This window comes from Mesorhizobium sp. M7D.F.Ca.US.005.01.1.1 (assembly GCF_003952545.1).
Taxonomy (GTDB): Bacteria; Pseudomonadota; Alphaproteobacteria; order Rhizobiales; family Rhizobiaceae; genus Mesorhizobium; species Mesorhizobium loti.
The window spans coordinates 1223280-1247861 of the sequence record NZ_CP034453.1 but is presented as its reverse complement, the minus strand read 5'-3'; the positions used below and the strand labels follow the sequence as shown (position 1 = coordinate 1247861).

Here is a 24582-nt window from a genome sequence, read left to right as displayed (position 1 = left end):
ACAATGAAGAAACTGATTTTGGGCGTCGCTTTCGCGGCGCTGATGAGCTCATCCGCCATGGCCGCCAAGGTTGGCGTGTCGATGGCCAAATTCGACGATAACTTCCTGACCGTGCTGCGCAACGGCATGATCGCGCAGGCCAAGGGCATGAGCGGCGTCGAGCTGCAGGTCGAGGACGCGCAGAACGACGTTGCCAAGCAGCTTGACCAGATCAAGAACTTCGCCGCCTCGGGCGTCGACGCCATCATCGTCAATCCGGTCGACACCTCGGCCACGCAGGCGATGTCGGATGCCGCGGCGGCCGCCAAGATCCCGCTCGTCTATGTCAACCGCCAGCCGGTCAATGTCGACACACTGCCGGACAACCAGGCTTTCGTCGCTTCGAACGAGGCCGATTCCGGCACGCTCGAGACCAAGGAAGTCTGCCGCCTGTTCAAGGAAGCCGGCAAGAAGGAAGCCAATGTCTATGTGATCATGGGCGAGCTTTCCAACCAGGCCGCCGTGCAGCGCACCAAGGATATCGAAGAGGTGATCGCGACGCCGGATTGCAGCTTCATCAAGATCATCGACAAGCAGACGTCGAACTGGAACCGCGACGAGGCCCAGAACCTGATGACCAACTGGCTGTCGACTGGCAAGAAGTTCGATGGCGTGATCGCCAACAATGACGAAAGCGCCATCGGCGCCATCCAGGCGATGAAGGCCGCCAACATCGACATGAAGTCGGTTGTCGTCGGCGGCGTCGACGCCACCCAGGACGCGCTTGCCGCGATGCAGGCGGGCGACCTCGACGCAACCGTGTTCCAGGACGCGGCCGGCCAGGGCGCGGGCGCACTGGATGCGGCGCTCAAGCTGGCCAAGGGCGAGAAGGTCGAACACAAGGTCTACGTCCCCTTCCAACTGGTGACGCCGGCCAACATCGACAAGTTCCTGAAGAAGAACTGAGCAGCGGGCATACGGAGCGGCGCTCACGCAGCGCCGCTCCTCTTTCCCTCAGCGCCGGCAAGGCAGCGAGGGGCGACCGCGGCCGACGGAGGACAGAATACGTGGCACAGACATCTCATGGCGTCGGCGGGGTCAGTTATGATGCGAAGAAGCGCACATGGCCGGCCGAATTCAATGTTTTCCTGGCGCTCGTCATTCTTGTTGTCGTCTTCGAATTGATCGGCCGCATCTTTCTCGGCGACAGCTTCCTGTTCAACACCCGCAGCGACGTCAGCGCGATCTTCAACGAGGCACGGCTGCAGATCATCATCCTGCAGGTCTCGATCGTCGGCATCATCGCCATCGGCGTGACGCAAGTGATCATCACCGGCGGCATCGATCTGTCCTCGGGTTCGATCGTCGGCGCGACCGCCATGATCGCCATGAGCTTTGCCCAGGTGGCGACGGTCAACGGCAACCCCAATCCCAAGGCGATGTTCCTTGCCCAGGGCTGGACCGACCTGCCCGTCATCGTGCCGGTGCTGGTGGCGATCGGCTGCGGCCTGTTTGCCGGCCTGGTCAACGGCGCCTTGATTGCCTACACGCGCATTCCGCCTTTCATCGCCACGCTCGGCATGATGGTCACCGCGCGCGGCATCGCCAAATGGTGGTCCAAGGGCCAGCCGATCTCGTTTCCCACCGAGGGTTTCGCGGCCATCGGCAAGGGCCTGATGCCCGTCATCATCTTCCTGTCGCTGGCGGTGCTGTTCCAGCTGATCATGACCTACACACGATACGGCAAGCACTGTTACGCGATCGGCTCCAACGAGGACGCCGCGCGCATGTCCGGCATCAAGATCGCCAACCACAAGATCCTCGTCTACGTCATCGCCGGCGTGCTTGCAGCACTCGCCGCCGTGGTGCTGAGCTCCAAGAACCTCACCGCTCAGTCCGGCATGGGCGTGATGTACGAACTCGATGCCATTGCAATGGCGGTCATCGGCGGCGTCTCGCTGTCAGGCGGCCGCGGCTCGATCATCGGCACGGTGATCGGCTCGCTGATCTTCGGCGTCATCATCTCCGGCTTCACCTTCCTGCGCCTCGACGCCTACTACCAGGAGATGGTCAAGGGCGTGATCATCGTCGGTGCGGTGGTTCTCGACCAGTGGCGCCAACGCCTGCGGGCAATGAGGGCTTGACCATGTCAGACATCGTCCTGAAGACCGAAAACCTGACCAAGCGCTATGGCGGCGTGCATGCGCTGGAAGGCGCGAACTTCGAGCTGCGCAAGGGCGAGCATGTCGCCATCATGGGCGACAACGGCGCCGGCAAGTCGACCTTCGTGCGCCAGATCACCGGCGTCGAGCAGCGCACCAGCGGCCAGATCTGGTTCGACGGCAAGGAGGTGAATTTCACCGGGCCGATCGAGGCCCGCACGGCGGGCATCGAGACCGTGTTCCAGAACCTGGCGCTGGCCGACGATCTCGACGTGCCGTCGAACCTGTTCCTCGGCCGCGAAAAGGTGCTGTTCAACCTCGGGCCGTTCTCGATCCTCGACCGCAAGTACATGCGCAAGGCGACGGAAGCGGCGCTGATCCGCACGGCGGTGAAGATCCCCAATCTGTCCAACACCATCCGCCACATGTCCGGCGGCCAGCGCCAGTGCGTAGCGATCGCCCGGACCGCGACTTTCGCCTCCAAGCTGATCATCATGGACGAGCCGACGGCCGCACTCGGCGTTCAGGAGACCGCGCAGGTCGAAAACATCATCCGCACGCTGAAGGACAATGGCGAGCCGCTGATCCTGATCAGCCACAACATGCGCCAGGTGTTCGACCTTTGCGACCGCATCGTCGTGTTCCGGCGCGGCCGCATCGTCGCCAATCTGCGCAAGCAGGACACCGACGGAAACGATATCGTCTCCTACATCACCGGCGCCAAGACCGGCGAGGCCGAACTCGCGGCTTGAGGCCGGGCGCGGAGGCGGTGGTCACCGCCTCCCTGTCGATCTTGTCTTGACCGCAAATCACCCGCGCCCATGACCGGCGCCCCGCTTCGAACCACCCTCAAAGGACATTCCATGACTCTCCGCTTCGCCCTCCTCGGTGCCGGCCGCATCGGCAAGGTCCACGCCCGCGCCGTCGGCTCCAACCCACAGGCCAAACTGGTTGCCGTCGCCGATGCGTTTGAGAAGGCAGCGACCGAGCTGGCGACGGCCTATGGCGCCGAAGTGCGCACAATCGACGCTATTGAGAAATCCAAGGACATCGACGCCGTCGTCATCTGCACGCCGACCGACACCCATGCCGACCTGATCGAGCGTTTCGCCAAGGCCGGCAAGGCTATCTTCTGCGAGAAGCCGATCGACCTCAACGTCAAGCGCGTCGAGAAGTGCCTGGCCGTGGTCGAGAAGACCAAGGCGACGCTGATGGTCGGCTTCAACCGCCGCTTCGATCCGCACTTCGCCGCCGTGCGCAAGGCGATCGACGACGGCGCCATCGGCACCGTCGAGATGGTCACCATCACCTCGCGCGATCCCGGCGCGCCGCCGATCGACTACATCAAGCGTTCGGGCGGCATTTTTCGCGACATGACCATCCATGATTTCGACATGGCACGCTTCCTGCTCGGCGAAGAGCCGGTGGCGGTCAGCGCGCATGCCTCGGTGCTGGTCGACAAGAAGATCGGTGCGGCCGGCGATTTCGACAGCGTCAGCGTCATCCTCGAAACCGCTTCCGGCAAGCAGGCCGTCATCTCCAACTCGCGCCGCGCCACCTATGGCTATGATCAGCGCATCGAGGTGCATGGCTCGAAAGGCATGGTCGCGGCCGAGAACCAGCGCCCAGTGTCGATCGAGCTGGCCAACGAGAAGGGCTATACGCGTCCACCGTTGCACGACTTCTTCATGACCCGCTACCTCGACGCCTATGCCAATGAGATCGCTGCCTTCATCGCAGCGGCAACGTCAGGCAAGAAGGCGGCACCAAGCGGCGCGGACGGGCTAGTGGCCCTGAAGCTGGCGGATGCGGCGCTGAAGTCAGCGACGACAGGCAAGACCGTCCGCCTCGACAAGTAAGAATTCGGGTCCAAGGCACAGGAGCAGAGCGATGAGCGCAACAGCCGATCGCAATTCAAAAACGCGCGCCATCGTCACCGGCGGCGCGCAAGGCATCGGCTTTGCCGTCGCCGAGGCACTGGCCGACGAAGGCTGCCGGGCACTGGCGCTTATCGGCCGCTCGCAGGAGAAGGGCGACAAGGCCGTCGCCCATTTCAAGAAGTCAGGCGTCGATGCGATCTTCATCAGCGCCGATGTGTCAAAAGTGGCGGACTGCAAGCGCGCGGTCGCCACCGCGATCTCGCATTTCGGCACCATCAACGCCCTGGTCAATGCCGCCGCGACATCGGCGCGCGGTTCGCTGGTCGAAACCAGCGAAGAGCTGTTCGACATGATTTTCGACACCAATGTGCGGGGGCCGTTCTTCCTGATGCAGGGCGTGGTGGCGCATCTGCTGGAGAAGAAGGCGCCCGGCTCCATCGTCAACGTGCTGTCGATGTCGGCGCATACCGGCCAGTCGTTCCTGACGCCCTATTCGACCAGCAAGGGAGCGCTGATGACGCTGACCAAGAACGTCGCCAACGCCTATCGCTATAACCGCATCCGCTGCAACGCGGTGCTGCCCGGCTGGATGGACACCGAGGGTGAGGATATCGTCCAGAGGAAATGGCACGATGCACCCGACGACTGGCTGGCAAAGGCCGAGGCTGCGCAGCCGATGGGGCAATTGGTGAAGCCGGACCAGCTTGCCCGGCTGATCAGCTATATGGTCAGCCCGCAGTCGGGCGTCATGACCGGATCGCTGGTCGACTACGACCAGAGCATTGCGGGGTCGTCGCCCGAGTAGGCCTCACGTCCAGAAGCAAATCAGCCCCCTGTTGCCGCCGCATCGCCATTCCATATGGTCAGAATGGTCACGGAGGTCGAGATGCCGTCTGCGCCCAAAGAGAGTACCAACTGGACGGTCGCGGGGGCAAAAGCCCGGCTCTCGGAGGTGATCGAGCGCGCGCAGTCTTCGCCGCAGACGATCACCAGAAACGGCAAACCAAGCGTGGTTGTCGTCTCGGCCGAGGAATGGCAGCGCAAGACCGCGCGCAAGGGTACGCTGGCGGAGTTCCTGCTGAAGTCGCCGCTGCGCGGCGCCGATCTCACCCTTGGGCGTCAGCGTGACGAACCGTGTGATCTGCCGTTGTGAGGTTGTTGCTCGGTTGCCATCAGGGCACGTGACAAACGCCTCCGCTTCGACTATATGAGCCGCATGATCAACCTGACCGCCACGTATTGGTACTTTAGGAGCTCGCTGGCGGCGGGAGGATTGCGCTCGATCTGAAGATTGCAGCAACAAGATCCAAACAGCCGCCATACCTGGCGGCTTTTTTGTTTTCAGCCGGCAGGTTTCCCAAACAGGAGCAGAAAGCCGTGTTGACCACCACAGACGACCTCCGGGTCAAGGAAATCCGAGAACTGAGCACACCGGACGAGGTGATGCGGGAAATCCCGCGCACCTTGACGGCGACGCGCACCGTCAGTGCATCACGCAACGCAACCCATGCCATCTTGAACGGCATCGACGACCGGCTGCTCGTCATCGTCGGCCCCTGTTCGATCCACGATCCGGTCGCCGCCGTGGACTATGCCAGCCGTCTGGCGGCGCTGCGCGAGAGCCTGTCGGACCGACTCGAGATCGTGATGCGGGTCTATTTCGAGAAGCCGCGCACGACGGTCGGCTGGAAAGGCCTGATCAACGATCCCGACCTCGACGGCAGCTTCAACATCGACAAGGGACTGAGGATGGCGCGCAATGTGCTGTCCGCCGTCAACAATCTCGGCCTGCCGGCAGCGACCGAATTCCTCGACATGACGACGCCGCAATACATTGCCGACCTCGTCGCCTGGGGTGCGATCGGCGCGCGCACGACCGAGAGCCAGATCCACCGCGAGCTTGCTTCCGGCCTGTCCTGCCCGGTCGGCTTCAAGAACGGCACCGACGGCAATCTGCGGATCGCCGCCGAGGCCGTGAAATCCGCCGCCCAGCCGCATCATTTCATGGCGGTGACCAAGGGCGGACGCAGCGGCATCGCGACGACCACCGGCAATGAGGACTGCCACGTTATCCTGCGCGGCGGCGTTCAGCCGAATTATGACGCGGCGAGCGTCGAGGCCGCCAGCGCCGAACTCGCCCGCATCGGCGTCGCGCCCAGGCTGATGATCGATGTCAGCCACGCCAACAGCTCGAAGAAGCCCGAGAACCAGCCCAAGGTGGCGGCTGATGTCGCTGGCCAGGTCGCGGCGGGCGACGAGCGAATCATCGGCGTGATGATCGAGAGCAACCTCGTCGCCGGCCGGCAGGACGTCGTAGCAGGCAAGCCGCTCGTCTATGGCCAGAGCATAACCGATGGCTGCATCGACTGGGTGACCACCGAGACGGTGCTGCACGGCCTAGCCGGCGCCGTCGAGTGGCGCCGCTCAGCGCGCCGCGCCATGATCGACAGCCGCCAGGGAGCCGCCTGATACGGATACGGATGGCGGCATGGGAAGGGCGGCGGTTCCGGTTTCAGCCGGCACTACGCCGCCCTCAGCCCCTCCCATGCGGTCAGCACGGAAATCGCAACCAGAAGCAGCCCCGCCGCCCTGCCGGCAAAGGCGGTCGCCTGGGGATTTGCGACCAGCAGATTGCGGCTGCGACCGGCAGTGATTGCTAGCCCGCCATAGACGGCAAACTGCATGACGATCGTCATCAATCCCATGATGGAAGCCTGCATCCAGATCGGACCGTAGTCCGGTTTCAGAAATTGCGGGTAGACCGCGAAGACGAAGAGATAGGCTTTTGGATTGATCAGGCAGATCACCACCCCCTGGCGAAACGCCTTCCATGCGGAGCGACTGCCGGCAGGTCCATCATGGCCGACCTTGATCGAACTACGCATCAGCGTCAGCCCGATAAAGGCCATGTAGGCGGCGCCGGCGATCAGCAGCGGATTGTAGAGGATCAGCACGAAATGCATCAGCAGACCGACGCCGAGCGCGCCGTTCAGTGTGTGCACCATGCCGCCCAGCATGATGCCGCCGGTCGCGGCAAGTCCCCTGTTGCCGCCACCGGTCAGCGCATTGGCAAGCACGAAAAGCATATCCATGCCGGGCACGATGATGATGCCGAAGAGGAGGAGACAGAAAAGCCAGAGATTTTCCGCGTAGCCCATGTCAGTTGCCTGTCGCTTCGCCCGGCCAGACCGCAGCGGAATGTGTTGATTCTCAACTCGATAAGCGCTCCTATAGGTCAGCCCAACTGACGATGGTGTGTCAGTTGCGATCGGAACCCCGAGTGAAAAATGCGCAAGGCGTCACGCCTGTTCGAGATCATCCAGATCGTACGGCTGGCGCGGCAGCCGGTGACGGCGGCGACGATTGCCGAGCGACTGGAAGTGACGGTGCGCTCGATCTATCGCGACATCGCAGCACTGCAGGCGATGCGCGTGCCGATCGAAGGCGGGCGCGGCATCGGCTACATCCTGCGCCCCGGCTTCGACCTGCCGCCGCTGATGTTTTCGATCGAGGAGATGGAGGCGATCGTCCTGTCGCTGGCACTGCTGGAGCGCACGGGGGACAGCGAACTCAAGCAGGCGGCCAAGCGCGTCAGTGCAAAGATCGCCGGCGCGGTGCCGCCGCCCTTGCGACAGGCATTCGACGCCAATGCGCTGCATGCGTGGGGGTTCGCCGCGCCTTCGACCGGTGCGATCGACCTGGCGCTGGTGCGCCGCGCCATCCGTGACGAGGAGAAGCTCGACCTCTCTTATCGCGACGAAATGGGCCGCGCCTCCGAGCGGCTCGTCCGGCCGATCGCCCTGATCTATTACGCCGAAACCGCCAACATCGTCGCCTGGTGCGAGCTGCGCCAGGCCATCCGCAATTTCCGCAGCGACCGGATCGAGGATTGCCAGGCGACGGGGTTGCGCTTCAAGGGCGAAGGCGATCGGTTGCGGCAGGTCTGGGTCAACGGCTGGGAGACAAACACCTCGACCGCCGCCGTCTGAAGCACCTTCGCGAAGCGAAAACCGGGTGCGAGACTACTTCACATCGACCCAGCGCCTTTCCTCGAAGGAGCGCGCCATCGCGTGCACGGTGCGCTCGATCTCCAGCCCTTCGGCGAATTCGATGAGCCGCGCCGGTTTGCCGGCAAGCCGCGTCAGCAGTTCGTGGCATTCGATGATCTTGAGATCGTTGAAGCCGAGCCCATGGCCGGGCGCCGGCAGGAAGGCGTCGTAGGGCTTGTGGTGCGGCGCCACCAATATGGTGCGGTAACCTTGTTCGGTCGGGCGATCGGCTGTGAGATAGAGTTGGAATTCGTTCATCCGCTCCTGGTCGAACAGGATCGCCCCCTTCGAGCCAAAAATCTGGATGGCAATGCGGCCCTTGCGGCCCCAGGCCGAGCGGTTGACCAGCAGCGTGCCGGCAATGCCATTTTCCAGGTGCATCAAGACGCTCGCGATGTCGTAGGTTTCGACCGCGCGGCGCCCGCCGCTAGCCACCTTGCGGTCGGCATAGGGCTTGGCCATGTCGCAGATGACGCTGGCGACGCGACCGAACAGGGCGGAAACCAGCGACAGCGGATGCACGGCGAAATCGTCGAGCGCGCCATAGCCGGAAGCGGCTTCGTGCTTCCAGAAGAACAGCGCCTCCGGGTCGGCCATGAAGTCCTCATCCATCTCGATGCGCAGATGGTTGACCTCGCCGATGATCTTCTCGTCGAGCAGCGCACCGATGTGGCGGATGGCCGGGCTCTGGATGTAATTGTAGCCCAGCGCCGCGATCTTACCGGACTTTTTGGCCGCCGCTGCCATCGCCTCGGCTTCGGCAAAGCTCGGCGCCATCGGCTTTTCGCACCACAGATGCTTGCCGGCCTGAAGAACCGCGATGGCCATTTCCGGATGGAACTGGTTGGGCGTGGTCAGCGAGACGATATCGACGTCCGGATCGTTGACGACGGCGCGCCAGTCGCCGGACGCCTTGGCGAAGCCGAACTCGCCTGCCTTGCGTCGGGCAAGCTCCTCATTGACCTCGCCGAGATGGACAAGCCGTGGCTTGGCGACGTCCGGAAAGACAGCGCCGACGGCACTCCACGCGATGGCGTGACACTTGCCCATGAAACCCGTGCCGATGAGACCGACGCCGACCATTTTCCGTTTCTCCACTGCCTGAAGCGTTGCGTGGATGAATTAGTCCATTTTCTCTGGGAATGGAATGTCTGCCTCATTTTTTATGGCGTTCTTGCGCAGGCTGGCTATGATAAGGCACAGAGGGACGCTTCACGCATGAGCTTGGACAGAGCGACGATGGACGAACGGGTACCTCGCGACTTCGAGACGCTGCGCGCAACGATCCTCGATCGGCGCGAAAGCCTGCCGAAGCGCATTGCCCAGATCGCCGCCTATGCGCTCGACAATCCAGACGATATCGCCTTCGGCACCGCCGCCAGCATCGCCGCTTCGGCCGGCGTGCAGCCATCGACCCTGATCCGCTTTGCCCAGCAGCTTGGCTTCGACGGGTTCACCAGCCTGCAGCAGGTGTTTCGCGAGCGGCTGCGCGAGCGCAACTCATCCTATGACGAAAGGCTGCAGGCGCTGCGCGCCAAGGCCGAAGGCGGCGCCGGCCACCGGGCGATCTTCGACGGCTTCGTCGCCGCCGCCAGCACCTCGCTCAACGATATCTCGCGCACGCTGGACGAAGCACATCTGGAAGACGCGATCTCCCTGCTGGCAAAGGCCGAGACCATCTATGTGCTGGCCAAGCGCCGCTCCTATCCTGTGGCATCCTACATCGCCTATGCGCTGGGCAAGCTGAAAATCCGCAACCAGCTGATCGAATCGGCGGCCGGCCTGAATGCCGAGATGATCGGTTTCGCCACGCCGGCGGATGCCGTCATCGCCATCTCCTTCTCGCCCTACGCCCCGGCCACCATCGACGAGGCGCGCAGCATTTCGGAACAGGGCGTGCCGATCGTCGCCATCACCGACAGCTCGTTTTCGCCGCTCGCCCAGTTCGCCAAGGTCTGGTTCGAGGTCGCCGAGGCGGATTTCGCCGGCTTCCGTTCGCTGTCGGCAACGATGGCACTGGCCATGGCATTGACCGTCGGCGTCGGCGAGAAGCGACGCGACACGAGCCGCAAGCGCAAGGTCTAGATGATCTCTACGGCCACCTCGCCTGCCGCTGAAAGCCGCGCTGCGTCGCGCGCGGGCGGCGAGCCGAACTGGCGGGCATACTCCCGGCTGAACTGGGAAGCGCTCTCATAGCCGACGGCGAAAGCGACGCTTGCAACATTGCCTGGCTGGGCAAGCAGCAAATGGCGGGCCTCCAGCAGCCGGATCTGTTTCTGATACTGGATCGGACTCATGGCCGTCGCCGCCTTGAAGTGGCGGTAGAATGCAGCGTCGCTCATATGGGCGATTTCGGCCAGATCGCTGACCCGGATCGGCTGATGGCAATGTGTGCGGATCCAGGCGATCGCCTGGCCAATCCGGGACAGATGGCCGTCGGCACGCGCAAGCTGGCGAAGCTTTCCGCCCTGCGGGCCTTGCAGCAGCCGAAACAGCATCTCGCGTTCGAGCATGGCCGCAAGCACAGGGATCTCCGCTGGCCGGTCGAGCAGCCGCATTATTCGACGCAATGCGTCGAGCAGGTCCTCATTGACGGGTGAGGTGGAGAAACTGTCGCCGCCGAGCGCGGGCTCGTGCTCGACAAGGAGGGCGGCGACGGCCTGCAGGTCGAGAGTGAAGCCGATCGCCAGGTAAGGATGTTTGGAGCTCGCCGCGACCAACTGGCTGATGGTGGGTGTGTCGACAGTGTAGATGAAATAGCTGGCGGGATCGTATCGAAGGGTCCGGTCTCCGATCAGAACCGTTTTCGCGCCCTGCAGCACAAACAGCACCCCCGACCCCCATACCCCCGCCATTGGTGCCGTGGCGACTTCGCTGCGGCCGATTGAAACGCGGGGGATCGCCGTGGTCGTTCGTCGTCCGCGCGCATGACGGCCGGCAATATCGATCAACTCTTGCAGTGCCTCGCTCATAACCTAAGCATCGCGCATCCAGGTGCGCCGCGCAATCCATATGAGAGGATTAGGCAAGAGCTGGAGAGTTTTCGGCGCGCGGCGTTTCCCACGGGGCGCCATCTCTGGGTCTTCGACATGGAGAGATGGAGAACCCAAATGACGAGATCGAAAACCGCTGTGGTGACGGGCGCCAACAAGGGCATCGGCCACGAAATCGCCCGGCGTCTGGCGACGATGGGCTTCAAGGTGTGGCTTGGCGCCAGGAATGCCGAGCGTGGCATGGCGGCGGCGCAGGAATTGCGCGCGGAAGGTCTGGATGTTGAGTGGCTTAGGCTGGATGTCACACAGGACGAAAGCGTGGCGGCTGCAGCCAGGACTGTCGGGGCGGAGAGCCCTTGCCTCGACGTGCTGGTGAACAATGCCGGCATCGCCATCAACTACGAGCTGCCGCCGAGCCAACAGCATCTTGCCGATGTCAGGGCCACCTATGACGTCAATGTCTTCGGACCGATCCGCGTGACCCAGGCCTTCCTGCCGCTGCTGCTTGCCGCGCCGGCCGCCCGCATCGTGATGGTGAGCAGTTCCACGGGATCCATTGGGCGCGCGCTCGATTCCGGCACGCCGAACCAGTCAGTCAATTTGATGGGTTACGGCAGCTCCAAGACCGCCCTGAATGCCATCACCGTCGCGTTCGCCCGCGAGCTTGCGCCGCAGGGCATCAAGATCAATGCAGCGGCGCCCGGATATACCGCCACCGACCTGAATGGATTTAAGGGCCACCGCACCGTGCAGCAAGCGGCCGAGATCGTCATCCATCTGGCGACCCTGGATGCCGATGGTCCGAACGCCGGGTACTTCAACGACGATGGCCCGCTTCCGTGGTGAACGGAGCCAGACCCGCCAAAGCCTCTTCCTGCACGCGACACCTGGTGGTACTTTTCACAGAAGGAATGCTCATTCCATATTGACTATGGATTGGAATTATTATTTCATATTCCCGGCGCCACGCTGCCGCTCGCGCGTGTACCCCAAGACAACAAGGCCGACGGGAGGTTCCAATGAGCGAAGCCGTGGACGCGAAACAGGCGCCGCTCGACGTCATCACCATCGGTCGCGCTTCCGTCGACCTTTACGGCCAGCAGATCGGCTCGCGGCTGGAGGATATCACCTCTTTCGCCAAGTCGGTCGGCGGCTGCCCGGCCAACATTTCGGTCGGCACGGCCAGGCTCGGCCTGCGCTCGGCGCTGCTGACCCGCGTCGGCGATGAGCAGATGGGGCGCTTCATCCGCGAGCAGCTGAGGCGTGAAGGCGTCAATGTCGACGGGCTGAAGACCGACAAGGAGCGGCTGACCGCTTTGGTGCTGCTGTCGGTCGAGGACGAAGGCGTATCGCCGATGATCTTCTACCGCTCGGACTGCGCCGACATGGCGCTGGCGCCGGAAGACATCGACGAGGCCTTCATCGCCTCGGCCCGCTCGATCGTCGTCACCGGCACGCATTTTTCCCGCCCCAACAGTGACGCCGCGCAGCGCAAGGCGATCCGCATCATGAAAGCCAAGGGCGGCAAGGTGGTGTTCGACATCGACTACCGGCCCAATCTATGGGGCCTCGCCGGCCACGCCGAAGGTTTCGAGCGCTACGTGAAATCGGACCGGGTCTCGGCCCAGCTGAAGACGGTGCTGCCCGATTGCGACCTCATCGTCGGCACCGAGGAAGAGATCATGATCGCGTCGGGCGCCGATGATTGCCTCAGTGCCTTGAAGACGATCCGCTCGCTGTCGTCCGCCACCATCGTTCTGAAGCGCGGCGCCATGGGCTGCATCGTCTATGACGGACCGATCAGCGACGACCTGGAAGACGGTGTCGTCGGCAAGGGCTTTCCGATCGAGATCTACAATGTGCTGGGCGCCGGCGACGCGTTCATGTCCGGCTTCCTGCGCGGCTGGCTGGGTGGCGAAGACCATGCGACGGCAGCGACCTGGGCCAATGCCTGCGGCGCCTTCGCCGTGTCGCGGCTGCTCTGCGCACCGGAATATCCGACCTTCGACGAGCTCCAGTTCTTCCTCAAGAACGGCAGCAAGCATCTGGCGCTGCGCAAGGATGAGGCGATCAACCACATCCATTGGGCAACGACGCGCCGGCGCGACATCCCCTCGCTGATGGCGCTCGCCTGCGACCACCGCGTGCAGCTCGAGGATGTGGCGGCGAAGGCCGGTGCCGATCCGGCCCGCATCCACGATTTCAAGGTGCTGGCGGTCAAGGCCGCGGCGAAGGTCGCCGCCGGACGCGACGGCTACGGCATGCTGATCGACGAGAAGCATGGCCGCGAGGCGATGTTCGAATTCGCTAGGCATTCCTTCGCCTGGCTCGGGCGGCCAGTCGAATTGCCGGGGTCGCGACCGCTGCGCTTTGAATTCTCGCAGGACATCGGCTCGCAGCTGGTGGAGTGGCCGGTCGATCACTGCATCAAGTGCCTGTGCTTCTACCATCCCGACGATCCGGCGGCGCTGAAGGAAGAGCAGCAGCAGAAGCTGCGCGCGCTGTTCGAAGGCGCGCGGAAAGTAGGCAGAGAACTTCTCATCGAGATCATTGCTGGCAAGCATGGCAAGCTCGACGACACGACGATCCCGCGCGCGCTGGAAGAGCTCTATGCGCTCGGTATCAAGCCGGACTGGTGGAAGCTCGAGCCACAGGCTTCGGCAGCGGCGTGGGCCAAGATCGAAGCGGTGATCCTGAAGCACGATCCATGGTGCCGCGGCGTCGTCTTGCTGGGCCTGGAGGCGCCGCAGGACGAGCTGGAAGCGGCGTTCGCCGCTACCGCCAAGGCGCCTATCGTCAAGGGCTTTGCCGTCGGCCGCACCATCTTCGTCCATGCGGCAGAACAATGGCTGGCCGGCAAGATGTCGGATGACGAGGCGATCGCCGACATGGCGCAGCGCTTCGAACAGCTGACCGAAGCGTGGCTTGCCGCGCGCGGCCGCAAGGCGGCATAAGAAGGCCCGGCACAAGGACTGCGGAGGAAACCACCATGAGCAAGACAATCCGCCTGACGATGGCGCAGGCGCTGACCCGCTTCCTGTCGCGCCAGATGACCGAGATCGACGGCAGCAAAGTCCCGATCTTCGGTGGCGTCTGGGCGATCTTCGGTCACGGCAATGTCGCCGGCATCGGCGAGGCGCTCTACCAGGTGCGCGACGAATTGCCGACCTTCCGCGCCCACAACGAACAGGCGATGGCGCATGCGGCGATCGCCTATGCCAAGGCCAATTTCCGCCGCCGCTTCATGGCCGCAACCTCTTCGATCGGTCCCGGCGCGCTCAACATGGTGACGGCGGCGGCGCTCGCCCATGTAAACAGGTTGCCCGTCCTGTTTCTGCCGGGCGACGTCTTCGCCAACCGTATCCCCGATCCGGTGTTGCAGCAGGCCGAGGACTTTTCCGACGGCACGGCGACGGTCAATGACTGCTTCCGTCCGGTGTCGCGCTATTTCGACCGCATCACGCGGCCGGAGCAGATCATCCCGGCGCTCAGCCGCGCCATGGCCGTGCTGACCGATCCGGCCGAATGCGGGCCGGTGACGCTGTCGCTGTGCCAGGATGTCCAGGCCGAGGCCTATGACTATCCCGAGAGTTTTTTCGCGGAGCGCGTCTGGCATCAGCGCCGGCCGCGCCCGGACCGCCATGAGCTTGCGGCTGCTGTCGCCGCGCTCAAGGGAGCAAGAAAGCCGCTGGTGATCGCCGGCGGCGGTGTCCTCTATTCGCAGGCCTCGGACGAACTGGCGAAATTCGCCGAGGGCGCCGGCATTCCGGTCTGCGAGACGCAAGGCGGCAAATCCTCGCTGCCGGACGATCATCCGCTCAACATGGCGGCGGTCGGCGTCACCGGCACTTCTGCCGCCAACCGGCTGGCGGAAGAAGCCGATGTCGTGCTGGCCATCGGCACGCGCCTGCAGGATTTCACGACCGGCTCGTGGGCGCTGTTCAAGAATTCCGGCAAGACCATCATCGGGCTCAACGTGCAGCCCTTCGACGCCGGCAAGCACCGCGCGCTGCCGCTGGTCGCTGATGCGGCCGAGGGTTTGGCTGAACTCGGTGCTGCGCTGAAGGGCTGGAAGGCGCCTTCCACCTGGACCGACAATGCGGCCACCGGCAAGAAGGCCTGGCAGGCAGAAGCAGCGAAAGTGACGGCGTCGACCAATGCCGCCTACCCCTCCGACGCGCAAGTGATCGGCGCCGTGCAGCGCGCGATGGGCTCTGGCGTGACGCTGCTGCATGCCGCCGGCGGCTTGCCGGGGGAATTGCACAAGCTCTGGCAGGCCGGCGCGCCCGGCTCCTACCACGCGGAATACGGCTTCTCGACCATGGGCTACGAGATTGCCGGCGGGCTCGGCGCCAAGATGGCCAAGCCAAACGAGGAGGTCGTCGTCATGATCGGCGACGGCTCCTACCTGATGCTGAATTCGGAGATCGCCACCTCGGTGATGCTCGGCCTCAAGCTCACCATCGTGCTGCTTGATAACAGGGGCTACGGTTGCATCAACCGGCTGCAGATGGCGACCGGCGGCGCCAACTTCAACAATCTCCTGAAGGACTCGCGCCACGAGATCCTGCCCGACATCGACTTTGCCGCGCATGCGGCCAGCATGGGGGCGATTGCCGAAAAGGTGCCGTCGATCGCCGGGCTGGAAAACGCACTGGAGAAGGCCAAGAAGAATGCGCGCACCACGGTGCTGGTCATCGACACCGACCCGCTGGTTTCCACCGATGCCGGCGGTCACTGGTGGGATGTGGCGGTGCCGGAAGTGTCGGCACGGCCGCAGGTTAACGCGGCGCGCAAGGCGTATGACGAAAAGCGGCAGATGCAGACCATTGGCGAGTGATATAGGCGCTGAAGCTCCTCCTTCTCCCCGCCTCTATAGGGGAGAAGATGCCGGCAGGCAGATGGGGGGCGGCGCCAACGGGCAAGAAATGAACTGTTTTAGGACCGGAGCGACGACTTGAAAGCCAAACTGGGCATGTCCCCCATTGCGTGGTGGAACGACGATCTTGCGGAACTCAGCGATGACGTGTCGCTGGAAGAATGTTTGCGCCAGTCGCGCTCGGCCGGTTTCACCGGCATGGAGATGGGCCGGCGCTTTCCCAATGATCCCGATGTCATGCTGCCGATCCTGAAGGCAGCCGACGTGACGCTGTGCGGTGGCTGGTTCTCCGGCACGCTGGTCGATGGGGAGATGGCCGACAACAAGGATCGCATCCAGCCGATGATCGACCTGTTCAAGGCCGTGAACGCGCCTTGCATCGTCTATGGCGAGGTCGGCCGCTCGATCCAGGGCGACCGCTCGAAGCCGCTGGCCACCAAGCCGAAGCTTTCGGACGACGAGATGAAGGCCTATGCGAAGCGCCTCACCGCGTTTGGCGAATGGTGCGCCGAACAGGGCATGCCGCTTTCCTATCACCACCACATGGCGGCCGTGGTCGAGACCGAGCCGGAACTCGATGCCTTCATGCGCTATTCCGGCGCCGGCATTCCGCTGCTGCTCGATGCCGGACATCTGGCCTTTGCCGGCGGCGACGTGCTGCGCGCCATCGACAACCATCACACTCGCATCAGCCATGTGCATGTGAAGGATGTGCGCATGGGCGTGATCGACAGGCTCGACCGCACGAAACAGTCCTTCCTCGACGCCGTGGCGCTGGGCGCCTTCACCGTGCCGGGCGACGGCTCGCTGGATTTCGGCGCCATCGTGCAGCGGTTCGCGGACCATGGCTATGAGGGCTGGTTCGTGGTCGAGGCCGAGCAGGACCCGAAGAAGAACCCGCCGCTCAGGATGGCAGAGGTCGGCTACAAGGAATTGATGCGCGTCATGACCGCCGCCGGCTACACGGTCGAGACGCAGGGCTTTCCCAATGCCTAGGGCTTCCTCAATGCCTGATGCGATGGGTTCCCGGCGAAGCCGATTGCTGTAGATTGGCCCGATGAAAGATTACGAGCACCCCTTCTTCCGGCCTTTGTGGCGGCGTGTCGCCGTCGTCGCGGTCTGCGTCATCTGGTCGATCATCGAGTTCGCCACCGGCACGCCGTTCTGGGGCGTGATCGCGCTCGGCTTCGCCGGCTACGCCGTCTGGCAGTTCTTCTATCTCTACAAGCCGGCCGACGAGAGCAAGGCAGCGGCCGAGCCCGAACCGAAGGAGTGACTGGGATGTCGAAGCTGCTCGTCAAAGCCAACAAGGGCCATGGCCGCGTCGCCCATGTGACGCCGCAAATCGCGGGTTGGACCTATGTCGGTTTCGACCTGCATCGGCTGAAGCCTGGCGAGAGCGCCTCCGGAAAAACGGAGGATCGCGAAGTCTGCCTGGTGTTCGTCACCGGCAAGGGCAAGGCGTCAGCCGGCGGCAAGGATCTCGGCCTGCTCGGCGAGCGCATGTCGCCCTTCGAGGGCAAGCCGTGGTCGGTCTATGTTCCGCAAGGCTCGGACTGGTCGGTGACCGCAAATACCGAGCTGGAACTGGCGGTCTGCTCGGCGCCGGGCCTTGGCGGCGGCTTGCCGGTTCGCGTCATCGCACCGGACGATCTTGGCCAGGAGGTGCGCGGCAAAGGCACCAACACGCGCTACGTCACCAACATCCTGCCGGAGGGCAAGCCGGCCGATTCGCTGCTGGTGGTCGAAGTCATCACGCCCGGCGGGCATACGTCGAGCTACCCGCCGCACAAGCACGACCAGGACAATCTGCCCGCTGAATCCTACCTCGAGGAAACCTACTATCACCGCCTCAACCCGCCGCAGGGCTTTGCCTTCCAGCGCGTCTACACCGACGCCGACAAGAATGGCCATCGTGCGCTGGATGAGGCGATGGCGATCGAGGACGGCGATGTCGTGCTGGTGCCCAGGGGCTATCACCCCTGTGCCGCCTGCCACGGCTATGACCTCTATTACCTCAACGTGATGGCCGGGCCGAAACGGACGTGGAAATTCCACAACGCGCCCGAGCACGAATGGTTGATGAAGGCCTGACCGATCATACCTTCCCAGGTGAAGCTATTGGTCCAGCTAGAAAAAATCGTCGGCTAAGGACCCACAAGGTCGATTTGCCTTCGAAAACCCTTCAAAGCTTCGTCAATCCGTCATGGAAATCACCTATGGCAGCGGGACTGACGAGGACTACCGATGCGCTACGCCATCTATTTCACCCCCCGGCAGGACGAACCGTTGGCGCGGATCGCCGCCAACTGGCTCGGCCGCGACCCGTTTGGCGCCGCGACAAGGCCGGTCGAGGCGGTGGCCGACCTGTCGGCGGCGGAAGTCGCCTTCCACACCGCTTCGGCGCGCCGTTATGGCTTTCACGCGACGCTGAAAGCCCCTTTCCGCCTGGCTGCCAACGAGACCGAAGCCTCGCTGCGCGCCGCACTCGACCATTTTGCCGAGGCGACGCCGGTGGTGACCATCCCCCGCCTGGTCGTCAGCCAGATCGACAGCTTCTTCGCACTGGTGCCGGAAGGACCACTGCCGGCGCTCAACCGCTTCGCCGATGACGTGGTGCTCGGCTTCGACCGGTTTCGCGCGCCGTTGACCGAGGCGGAAATCGAGCGGCGCAGCCCGGATTCGCTGAAGCCGGCCGAGTTCCGCAACCTCTGCCAATGGGGCTACCCCTATGTCTTCGAAACCTTTCGCTTCCACATGACGCTGTCGGGCCGGGCAGCGTCACAGGAAAGCCCTCGTTTGCGCGCAGCAATCGACAGTCTGTTCGCCGACATTCTGCGACAGAAGGTGCTGGTGGATGCGCTGACATTGTTTGTCGAAACCGAACCGGGCGCACCTTTCATGGTGCTCTCGCATCACGCGCTCGGGCGCCGCCCGGCCAGAAAAACTGCCTGACACCTCTGCCGGAATGACTCCACCCGGAACAACCAAGGACTGCCTGAAATGACCGCCGAAACTGTTCTCCACAACGCCCGCATCGTGCTTGCCGACGAGATCGTCGAGGGTTCGCTGGTGCTGCGTGACGGCTTTATCGCCGGCATCGAAGCCGGCTCCAGCCGCAACGGCGAGGACATGGGCGGCGATTACATCATTCCCGGGTTGGTCGAACTCCATACGGACCACCTCGAAGGCCACTACGCGCCGCGGCCCAAGGTGCGCTGGAACCCGATCGCCGCCGTGCTCGCCCATGACGCGCAGGTGGCGACCGCCGGCATCACCACCGTGCTCGACGCCTTGCGTGTCGGCATGGACGAAGACGCCGACCTGACGTCGACAGACATCCGCAAGCTGGCCGATGCCATCGAGGACAGCGTCCAGCAGGACCGTCTGCGCGCAGACCATTTCATCCATCTGCGCTGCGAGGTTTCGGCACCGGACTGCCTCAGGGCTTTCGCCAATTTCGATGGCGACGAACGGGTCAAGCTGGCATCGCTGATGGACCACGCGCCAGGCCAGCGCCAATTCGTCAACCTGGAAACCTATGCCTATTACTACCAGCGCAAACTGAAGCTGACCGACCGTGACTTCAAGCTGTTCTGCGAAAAGCGGATGGGGGAATCGGCCGTGAATTCGGGGCCGAACCGTGTCCACATCGCCGCCGCCTGCCATGAGCGCGGCATCGTGCTGGCCAGCCATGACGACGCCACCATTGGCCATGTCGGCGAGGCGATCGAGCAGGGCGTGCGCGTCGCCGAGTTCCCGACCACGGAAGAAGCCGCCAGGGCCTCGAAAGAAGCTGGGCTCGGCGTGCTGATGGGCGCGCCCAACGTCATGCGCGGCGCCTCGCATTCGGGCAACGTCTCGGCCCGCACGCTGGCCAGCGACGGGCTGCTCGACATCCTGTCGTCCGACTACATTCCCTTCAGCCTGATACAGTCGGCGTTCTTCCTCGGCGATGTCGTCGAAGGCATTTCCCTGCCGCAGGCTGTCGCCATGGTCTCGAAGAACCCGGCCGATGCAGTTGGCCTGACCGACCGCGGCGTCATCGAGCAGGGCCGCCGCGCCGATCTGGTGCGCGTGCGCGTCGACGACCATGTTCCGGTCGTACGCACCGTCTGGCGGCAGGGACGCCGGGTCGCATGATGGTGTCGGCGCTGATCGAGCGAGAATTGTCCGCCGAGACGTTTCCGATCCGCGATGGCGTTTTCGTCGCCGTGGTTGGACCGAGTGGCGCCGGCAAGGACACGGTGATCGGCTACGCCCGCAACCATTTTGCCGACGAGACAAGGCTGGAGTTTGTCCGCCGCGTCATCACGCGGCCGAGCGATGCCGCCAGCGAGGATCACGACACGCTGGCCGACGCCGCCTTCATCGAAGCCGAAGCCGATGGCGCCTTCGCCATCTCCTGGGAAGCGCACGGCTTGCGTTATGGCATCCCGGCCGATGTCGACTGGTCTGTCGCCAATGGCCGTGTTGCTGTCGCCAATGTGTCGCGCGCGATCATCCCCTCCTTGCGCGAACGCTATGCCAACCTGGCCATCGTCGAGATCACAGCCTCACCGGACGTGCTGGCGGAGCGGCTGGCAATGCGCGGCCGCGAGTCACGTGGCGAAGTGCTGGCGCGACTGGCGCGCAGCGCCAATGTGAGCCTGTCCGGCCCTGGTGTCACTTCGATCGACAACAGTGGCCCGCGCGAAGCCGCGGGCGAGCGTTTTGCCGAGGTGCTGCGCAAGGCGATGGCATTTTCCGACATGTCGGGTCTGATCTAGGCTTCCAGCGCTTGTCGAGCGCCTTCCAGGGCCGATGCTGGTGGCTGGCGGTCGATCTCGAGCCGCAGCGCGTGCGGCTCGACTCCGTCCGTTGGTGCTTCGCTTGCTTTTTCGCTGCCAGCGGAGCGCTGTGTGGTGCGGACGGCAATGGTGATCCTGGACCACGGTTCAAAGAGATCATGGTAGAATGAAGCAATACAGGAAGCCTTGATGCATAGTCTGACACCTATCCTTTCGACGATCACGGCGGCATTTCTCGCCTCCTTCGTCGAGGTCGTCGAAGCCTTCACCATCGTGCTCGCTGTGGGGGTCACGCGCGGCTGGCGCCCGGCACTGACCGGCGCCGCACTGGCGCTGGCGGTGCTGGCGGCCCTGGTGCTGGCGTTCGGCCCGCTGCTGGCACTCGTACCCATAGCCACGCTGCAGTTCGTGGTTGGCGTCCTGCTGATCCTGTTCGGCATGCGCTGGCTGCGAAAAGCCATCCTGCGCAGTGTCGGCGTCATCGCCCTTCATGACGAGGGGGCAGCCTTTTCCAAGGAAACCGCAGCCTTGCACCAGCAGGCCAACGACCGCCGAGCCGACTACCTCGCCGGGCTGGCGTCGTTCAAGGCGGTGCTGCTCGAGGGCGTCGAGGTGGTGTTCATCATCATTGCCGTCGGCGCGGCTCACGGGCAGACGCTTTACGCCAGCCTAGGCGCGCTGGCGGCTTTCGTCCTGGTGATGCTTATCGGCCTGGCTGTCCACCGGCCGCTGGCGCGCGTACCGGAGAATGCGCTCAAATTCGTGGTCGGGCTGATGCTGACCAGCTTCGGCATCTTCTGGACCGGCGAAGGCATCGGCGCCGACTGGCCGGGCGCCGATCTCGCTTTGCTTGCCATTTTCGCCACCGTCGCGCTGGCCTCGTTGGCCATGGTGCGCTGGCTGCGCAGCACCTACCCCACCCTCACTGGAGGACTCGCCAGATGAACGTCATCCGTCTGGTTCTGAACGAACTCATTGGCATGTTTGTCGACGACGGCAACCTGGCCTTACTGGCTCTGGTCGTCATTGCTGGAGTGACGGCGGCGGTAAAGCTACTGGCGCTCCCGCCACTGCTTGGCGGCGGCCTGCTGTTGGCGGGCTGCCTCGCCATCCTGTTGCAAAGCGTTCGCCGCGCGGCACGCGCGACCAATCGGTAACGGCGGCGGGCATGCGGTTCGATGCCGGATAGGCTCCGGCGGGGACCGCATGGTGCTGCCGGCCACCGTAGAGGCAACAATGCGCCGCTGAACCGCCCCAGACTGAGACGCATGAGCCTGCTGTCCGTCGCCGCACCCGTCACACCACATCGAATCCTTCCTCGATCACATCGACAGCGCCAAGCTCCGATCCAATCCCCGTTGCGACTTGACGGCATCCATAAAATGGAAAATTATGGTACCGGTACCAGTCATGGTTGGCGGAACTGGGTAGTGCGCTCATGGACAGGCTTTATATATTATAATAGCATACCATTATAAGTCGTGGAGGAGCGCTCTATCCCCGGTTTGCAAGGGACGTCAGCGAGCGAAATTTCGACCCCATTTTACGTCGTCGTGCGGTCTGCGCCCCGCACGAGCGATGCCGACAAAAGGCGCCCAAAAATGCATGGGAGGAAAACATGCGGACTTTCCTGAGAGGGGCCGGTGCCTTGCTGGCCGGCATTGTGCTGGCGCTGTCGGCGCTCAAGCCGTCGATTGCTTCAGCGCAGACGGTCGACGAGATCATCTCGCGCGGCAAGCTGGTCGTCGCCATCGACACCACCACGCCGCCATACGGCTTTCTTGACGCCAACCTGAAGCCGACTGGCTTCGACATCGAAGTTGCCAACAGGATGGGCGAAGCGCTCGGCGTGCCGGTCGAATTCGTCACCGTCACCTCGCCCGGCCGCATTCCGGCGCTGCTGACCAAGCAGGTCGATGCCGTGATCTCGATCTTCTCGATCACGCCGGCGCGCGCCATCCAGATCGACTATTCGATCCCTTATGCCGGACAGTCGGCTGTGGTGATCGCTCCGAAGAGCACCGCTATCAAGGGCGTTGCCGACCTCGTCGGCAAGAAGGTCGGGCTGACACGCGGCACCGGCGAGGACGGATTGTTGACCAAAGCTGCCGAAGCCAATCCGGGCATCGAAATCCTGCGCTTCGATGATTATTCGTCGCTGCTGCAAGCCATGGTGTCGGGCCAGATCGACGCCATGGGCGGCGGCGACTATGGCGAGATCTATCTGAAGAAGGCGCAGAACGGCGATGCCTTCGAGCAGAAATACGTGCTCAAGACCTTCTACTTCGGCATCGGCGTCGCCAAGGGCAACGACAATCTGCGCCAATGGGTCAACACTTGGCTGTTCGCCATGAAGACCGACGGCACGCTGGATGCACTGTCGATGAAGTACCGCAACCAGCCGCTGCCGACGCTGCCGGTGTTCTGATCAACGCATCCATTATCGGGTGGGGCCAGGCCGGCCCCGCTCTCTTGACCTCGTGACGGGATGCCCATGCAAACCGCCTTGCAATTCGGCCCGATCCTCATCCATCTCGACCTGCTGCTGCGCGGTCTGGCGAAGAGCATCCAGCTGGCTGCGCTGTCGATCCTGTTCGGCACCGCCATCGGCATCCTCGGCGCCGTCGGCCGCAGCTTCGGTCCGCGTTTTCTGTCGTGGCCGATCGCCTGGTATGTCGAGCTGATCCGCAACACGCCGCTCTTGATCCAGCTCTATTTCGTCTTCTTCTCGCTGCCGCTGTTCGGCTTCAAACTGTCGAGCAACATGGCGGCCGTCGTTGCGCTCTCGATCCATCTCGGTGCTTACGCTACCGAGATCCTGCGCGCCGGCATTGAATCCATTCCCGAAGGGCAGATCGAGGCGGCCAAGTCGCTCGGTCTCAGCCGCTACCGCATCATCCGCCATGTCATCCTGGTGCCGGCGGCGCGCGCGGTCTACCCGTCGCTGTCGGCGCAGTTCATCCTGCAGATCATGGGCACCTCGATCGTAGGCGCCATTGCGGCCGAGGAGCTGACGGCGGTCGCCAACAACCTCGTCATGCAGACCTTCCGCAGCTTCGAGGTCTACATCATCATCGCGGTCATCTATTTTGTGCTGGTACAGGCCGCCAGCCTGCTCTTCGCCGGCTTCGGCAAGCTCATATTCAGGTGGAAGCAATGAGCCTGCGCGATTTCGGCCCCAACGAATTGATGTTCCTGCTGCTTGCGACGCGCTGGACGATCCTGCTGGCGCTGATCGCCTTTGCCGGCGGCGGCCTGATCGGTCTGGTGGTGGCGGCGATCCGCGTCGCACCGGCGCGGCCGCTGCGCTGGCTGGCCGCCGGCTACATCCAGTTCTTCATGGGCACGCCGATCCTGATCCAGCTGTTCATGGCCTATTACGGTTCTTCGTTCCTCGGCTACCGGCCGGACCCGTGGGTGGCGGCGGCAGTGACCTTCTCGCTCAATGGCGGCGCCTTCTTCGGCGAGATTTTCCGCGGCGCCATCGAGGCTATCCCGAAGGGGCAGTGGGAAGCGGCGACCGCGCTCGGTTTCCGTTTCACGCGAACGCTGCGGCTGGTGATCATCCCGCAGGCGGTGCGCTTGATGCTGCCGCCGACCGTCGGCTTCATGGTGCAGATCGTCAAGACGACGTCGATCGCCTCGCTGATCGGGCTGACCGAGCTCGCCCGCGCCGCCACGCAGGTCAACACGGTGACCTTCCAGCCGGTCATGGTGTTCGGCACGGTGTCGCTGATCTACTTCGCTCTATGCTGGCCGCTGTCGCTCTATGCCGGCTATCTCGAGCGTCGTTTCGCTACCGGAATGACCCGCAAGGTCGAAGCGCCGCTGGTGATGTCGGCTGTCTAGC

At 63.7% G+C, this 24582-nt stretch carries 26 protein-coding genes; 23 read left to right on the top strand and 3 right to left on the bottom strand.

What is annotated here, in order from left to right:
• Positions 1-3: 3 nt before the first annotated feature.
• From EJ076_RS06055 to EJ076_RS06025, 7 genes are all read left to right on the top strand, one after another.
• A complete protein-coding gene (locus EJ076_RS06055; RefSeq protein ID WP_126067259.1) occupies positions 4-945 on the top strand; it encodes a sugar ABC transporter substrate-binding protein in 942 nt (313 codons plus the stop codon).
• A 101-nt stretch (positions 946-1046) separates the two neighbouring features.
• Complete coding sequence (locus EJ076_RS06050) at positions 1047-2123, top strand: ABC transporter permease (protein WP_126067258.1); 1077 nt, start codon at positions 1047-1049, stop codon at positions 2121-2123.
• Positions 2124-2125: 2 nt separating this feature from the next.
• Complete coding sequence (locus tag EJ076_RS06045) at positions 2126-2893, top strand: ATP-binding cassette domain-containing protein (RefSeq protein ID WP_126067257.1); 768 nt, start codon at positions 2126-2128, stop codon at positions 2891-2893.
• 111 nt (positions 2894-3004) lie between these two features.
• Positions 3005-4000, top strand: a complete 996-nt coding sequence (gene iolG / locus EJ076_RS06040; RefSeq protein WP_126067256.1) for an inositol 2-dehydrogenase — start codon at positions 3005-3007, stop codon at positions 3998-4000.
• Between the two features lie 31 nt (positions 4001-4031).
• The gene (locus EJ076_RS06035; RefSeq protein ID WP_126067255.1) at positions 4032-4826 is read left to right on the top strand and encodes an SDR family oxidoreductase; all 795 of its coding nucleotides are present in this window, start codon (positions 4032-4034) and stop codon (positions 4824-4826) included.
• A gap of 81 nt (positions 4827-4907) precedes the next feature.
• Positions 4908-5174 carry a type II toxin-antitoxin system Phd/YefM family antitoxin gene (locus EJ076_RS06030; RefSeq protein WP_109667723.1) on the top strand — a complete coding sequence of 89 codons (267 nt, stop codon included), beginning with the start codon at positions 4908-4910 and terminating at the stop codon, positions 5172-5174.
• A gap of 224 nt (positions 5175-5398) precedes the next feature.
• Positions 5399-6490 (top strand): 3-deoxy-7-phosphoheptulonate synthase, encoded by a 1092-nt coding sequence (locus EJ076_RS06025; protein WP_126067254.1) that lies wholly within the window; start codon positions 5399-5401, stop codon positions 6488-6490.
• A 53-nt stretch (positions 6491-6543) separates the two neighbouring features.
• On the opposite strand, the gene EJ076_RS06020 is transcribed toward EJ076_RS06025, so the two are convergent.
• Complete coding sequence (locus EJ076_RS06020; protein ID WP_126067253.1) at positions 6544-7179, bottom strand: LysE family translocator; 636 nt, start codon at positions 7177-7179, stop codon at positions 6544-6546.
• A gap of 129 nt (positions 7180-7308) precedes the next feature.
• Between EJ076_RS06020 and EJ076_RS06015 the strand changes: the two genes are divergently transcribed.
• Positions 7309-8010 (top strand): YafY family protein, encoded by a 702-nt coding sequence (locus tag EJ076_RS06015; protein ID WP_109667022.1) that lies wholly within the window; start codon positions 7309-7311, stop codon positions 8008-8010.
• Positions 8011-8043: 33 nt separating this feature from the next.
• Here EJ076_RS06015 and EJ076_RS06010 read toward each other — a convergent pair whose 3' ends face one another.
• On the bottom strand, positions 8044-9153 hold the full coding sequence (locus tag EJ076_RS06010; RefSeq protein WP_126067252.1) for a Gfo/Idh/MocA family oxidoreductase: 1110 nt from the start codon (positions 9151-9153) through the stop codon (positions 8044-8046).
• Between the two features lie 156 nt (positions 9154-9309).
• Here EJ076_RS06010 and EJ076_RS06005 point away from each other — a divergent pair, with 156 nt between their 5' ends.
• Positions 9310-10155: a MurR/RpiR family transcriptional regulator gene (locus EJ076_RS06005; protein ID WP_164548822.1), complete on the top strand. Its 846-nt coding sequence runs from the start codon at positions 9310-9312 to the stop codon at positions 10153-10155.
• Here the strand turns inward: EJ076_RS06005 and EJ076_RS06000 are convergent.
• Positions 10152-11042: an AraC family transcriptional regulator gene (locus EJ076_RS06000; protein WP_126067250.1), complete on the bottom strand. Its 891-nt coding sequence runs from the start codon at positions 11040-11042 to the stop codon at positions 10152-10154. The genes EJ076_RS06005 and EJ076_RS06000 overlap by 4 nt on opposite strands.
• A gap of 138 nt (positions 11043-11180) precedes the next feature.
• Here EJ076_RS06000 and EJ076_RS05995 point away from each other — a divergent pair, with 138 nt between their 5' ends.
• The 14 genes from EJ076_RS05995 (at position 11181) to EJ076_RS05930 (ending at position 24581) form a co-directional block, all read left to right on the top strand.
• Positions 11181-11909 (top strand): SDR family oxidoreductase, encoded by a 729-nt coding sequence (locus tag EJ076_RS05995; RefSeq protein WP_126067249.1) that lies wholly within the window; start codon positions 11181-11183, stop codon positions 11907-11909.
• A 173-nt stretch (positions 11910-12082) separates the two neighbouring features.
• Positions 12083-14017 (top strand): 5-dehydro-2-deoxygluconokinase, encoded by a 1935-nt coding sequence (gene iolC / locus EJ076_RS05990; RefSeq protein ID WP_126067248.1) that lies wholly within the window; start codon positions 12083-12085, stop codon positions 14015-14017.
• 35 nt (positions 14018-14052) lie between these two features.
• The gene (gene iolD / locus EJ076_RS05985; protein WP_126067247.1) at positions 14053-15903 is read left to right on the top strand and encodes a 3D-(3,5/4)-trihydroxycyclohexane-1,2-dione acylhydrolase (decyclizing); all 1851 of its coding nucleotides are present in this window, start codon (positions 14053-14055) and stop codon (positions 15901-15903) included.
• Positions 15904-16020: 117 nt separating this feature from the next.
• Positions 16021-16938, top strand: coding sequence for a myo-inosose-2 dehydratase (gene iolE, locus EJ076_RS05980; protein ID WP_126067246.1), 918 nt, complete (start codon positions 16021-16023; stop codon positions 16936-16938).
• A gap of 61 nt (positions 16939-16999) precedes the next feature.
• Positions 17000-17218, top strand: coding sequence for a hypothetical protein (locus tag EJ076_RS05975; protein WP_109667036.1), 219 nt, complete (start codon positions 17000-17002; stop codon positions 17216-17218).
• Positions 17219-17223: 5 nt separating this feature from the next.
• Complete coding sequence (gene iolB, locus EJ076_RS05970; protein WP_126067245.1) at positions 17224-18036, top strand: 5-deoxy-glucuronate isomerase; 813 nt, start codon at positions 17224-17226, stop codon at positions 18034-18036.
• Between the two features lie 153 nt (positions 18037-18189).
• Entirely contained in the window at positions 18190-18897 is a 708-nt protein-coding gene (locus EJ076_RS05965; protein ID WP_126067244.1) for a DUF1045 domain-containing protein, read from the top strand.
• 48 nt (positions 18898-18945) lie between these two features.
• Complete coding sequence (locus EJ076_RS05960) at positions 18946-20085, top strand: alpha-D-ribose 1-methylphosphonate 5-triphosphate diphosphatase (protein ID WP_126067243.1); 1140 nt, start codon at positions 18946-18948, stop codon at positions 20083-20085.
• The gene (gene phnN, locus EJ076_RS05955) at positions 20082-20711 is read left to right on the top strand and encodes a phosphonate metabolism protein/1,5-bisphosphokinase (PRPP-forming) PhnN (RefSeq protein WP_164548551.1); all 630 of its coding nucleotides are present in this window, start codon (positions 20082-20084) and stop codon (positions 20709-20711) included. Before EJ076_RS05960 ends, phnN begins: the two co-directional genes overlap by 4 nt.
• Positions 20712-20921: 210 nt before the next feature.
• Positions 20922-21677 (top strand): COG4280 domain-containing protein, encoded by a 756-nt coding sequence (locus EJ076_RS05950; RefSeq protein WP_109667047.1) that lies wholly within the window; start codon positions 20922-20924, stop codon positions 21675-21677.
• The gene (locus EJ076_RS05945; protein ID WP_109667049.1) at positions 21674-21889 is read left to right on the top strand and encodes a hypothetical protein; all 216 of its coding nucleotides are present in this window, start codon (positions 21674-21676) and stop codon (positions 21887-21889) included. The genes EJ076_RS05950 and EJ076_RS05945 overlap by 4 nt, the downstream gene beginning before the upstream one ends.
• Before the next feature lie 461 nt (positions 21890-22350).
• Positions 22351-23160 (top strand): transporter substrate-binding domain-containing protein, encoded by an 810-nt coding sequence (locus tag EJ076_RS05940; protein ID WP_126067242.1) that lies wholly within the window; start codon positions 22351-22353, stop codon positions 23158-23160.
• A 66-nt stretch (positions 23161-23226) separates the two neighbouring features.
• Positions 23227-23892 (top strand): amino acid ABC transporter permease, encoded by a 666-nt coding sequence (locus tag EJ076_RS05935; RefSeq protein WP_126067241.1) that lies wholly within the window; start codon positions 23227-23229, stop codon positions 23890-23892.
• Entirely contained in the window at positions 23889-24581 is a 693-nt protein-coding gene (locus EJ076_RS05930; protein ID WP_126067240.1) for an amino acid ABC transporter permease, read from the top strand. Before EJ076_RS05935 ends, EJ076_RS05930 begins: the two co-directional genes overlap by 4 nt.
• The last annotated feature ends 1 nt before the right edge of the window (position 24582 follow it).

Coding starts and splice junctions, on each gene's coding strand:
- EJ076_RS05935 (WP_126067241.1), top strand. CDS start 23,227: ATGCAAACCGCCTTGCAATTCGGCCCGATCCTCATCCATCTCGACCTG.
- EJ076_RS06010 (WP_126067252.1), bottom strand. CDS start 9,153: ATGGTCGGCGTCGGTCTCATCGGCACGGGTTTCATGGGCAAGTGTCAC.
- EJ076_RS05975 (WP_109667036.1), top strand. CDS start 17,000: ATGAAAGATTACGAGCACCCCTTCTTCCGGCCTTTGTGGCGGCGTGTC.
- EJ076_RS06030 (WP_109667723.1), top strand. CDS start 4,908: ATGCCGTCTGCGCCCAAAGAGAGTACCAACTGGACGGTCGCGGGGGCA.
- EJ076_RS06015 (WP_109667022.1), top strand. CDS start 7,309: ATGCGCAAGGCGTCACGCCTGTTCGAGATCATCCAGATCGTACGGCTG.
- EJ076_RS05960 (WP_126067243.1), top strand. CDS start 18,946: ATGACCGCCGAAACTGTTCTCCACAACGCCCGCATCGTGCTTGCCGAC.
- EJ076_RS06000 (WP_126067250.1), bottom strand. CDS start 11,042: ATGAGCGAGGCACTGCAAGAGTTGATCGATATTGCCGGCCGTCATGCG.
- EJ076_RS06035 (WP_126067255.1), top strand. CDS start 4,032: ATGAGCGCAACAGCCGATCGCAATTCAAAAACGCGCGCCATCGTCACC.
- iolB (WP_126067245.1), top strand. CDS start 17,224: ATGTCGAAGCTGCTCGTCAAAGCCAACAAGGGCCATGGCCGCGTCGCC.
- EJ076_RS05995 (WP_126067249.1), top strand. CDS start 11,181: ATGACGAGATCGAAAACCGCTGTGGTGACGGGCGCCAACAAGGGCATC.
- EJ076_RS05940 (WP_126067242.1), top strand. CDS start 22,351: ATGCGGACTTTCCTGAGAGGGGCCGGTGCCTTGCTGGCCGGCATTGTG.
- EJ076_RS05945 (WP_109667049.1), top strand. CDS start 21,674: ATGAACGTCATCCGTCTGGTTCTGAACGAACTCATTGGCATGTTTGTC.
- iolG (WP_126067256.1), top strand. CDS start 3,005: ATGACTCTCCGCTTCGCCCTCCTCGGTGCCGGCCGCATCGGCAAGGTC.
- EJ076_RS06005 (WP_164548822.1), top strand. CDS start 9,310: ATGGACGAACGGGTACCTCGCGACTTCGAGACGCTGCGCGCAACGATC.
- EJ076_RS06020 (WP_126067253.1), bottom strand. CDS start 7,179: ATGGGCTACGCGGAAAATCTCTGGCTTTTCTGTCTCCTCCTCTTCGGC.
- phnN (WP_164548551.1), top strand. CDS start 20,082: ATGATGGTGTCGGCGCTGATCGAGCGAGAATTGTCCGCCGAGACGTTT.
- EJ076_RS05950 (WP_109667047.1), top strand. CDS start 20,922: ATGCATAGTCTGACACCTATCCTTTCGACGATCACGGCGGCATTTCTC.
- EJ076_RS06045 (WP_126067257.1), top strand. CDS start 2,126: ATGTCAGACATCGTCCTGAAGACCGAAAACCTGACCAAGCGCTATGGC.
- EJ076_RS05930 (WP_126067240.1), top strand. CDS start 23,889: ATGAGCCTGCGCGATTTCGGCCCCAACGAATTGATGTTCCTGCTGCTT.
- iolD (WP_126067247.1), top strand. CDS start 14,053: ATGAGCAAGACAATCCGCCTGACGATGGCGCAGGCGCTGACCCGCTTC.
- iolC (WP_126067248.1), top strand. CDS start 12,083: ATGAGCGAAGCCGTGGACGCGAAACAGGCGCCGCTCGACGTCATCACC.
- EJ076_RS05965 (WP_126067244.1), top strand. CDS start 18,190: ATGCGCTACGCCATCTATTTCACCCCCCGGCAGGACGAACCGTTGGCG.
- EJ076_RS06055 (WP_126067259.1), top strand. CDS start 4: ATGAAGAAACTGATTTTGGGCGTCGCTTTCGCGGCGCTGATGAGCTCA.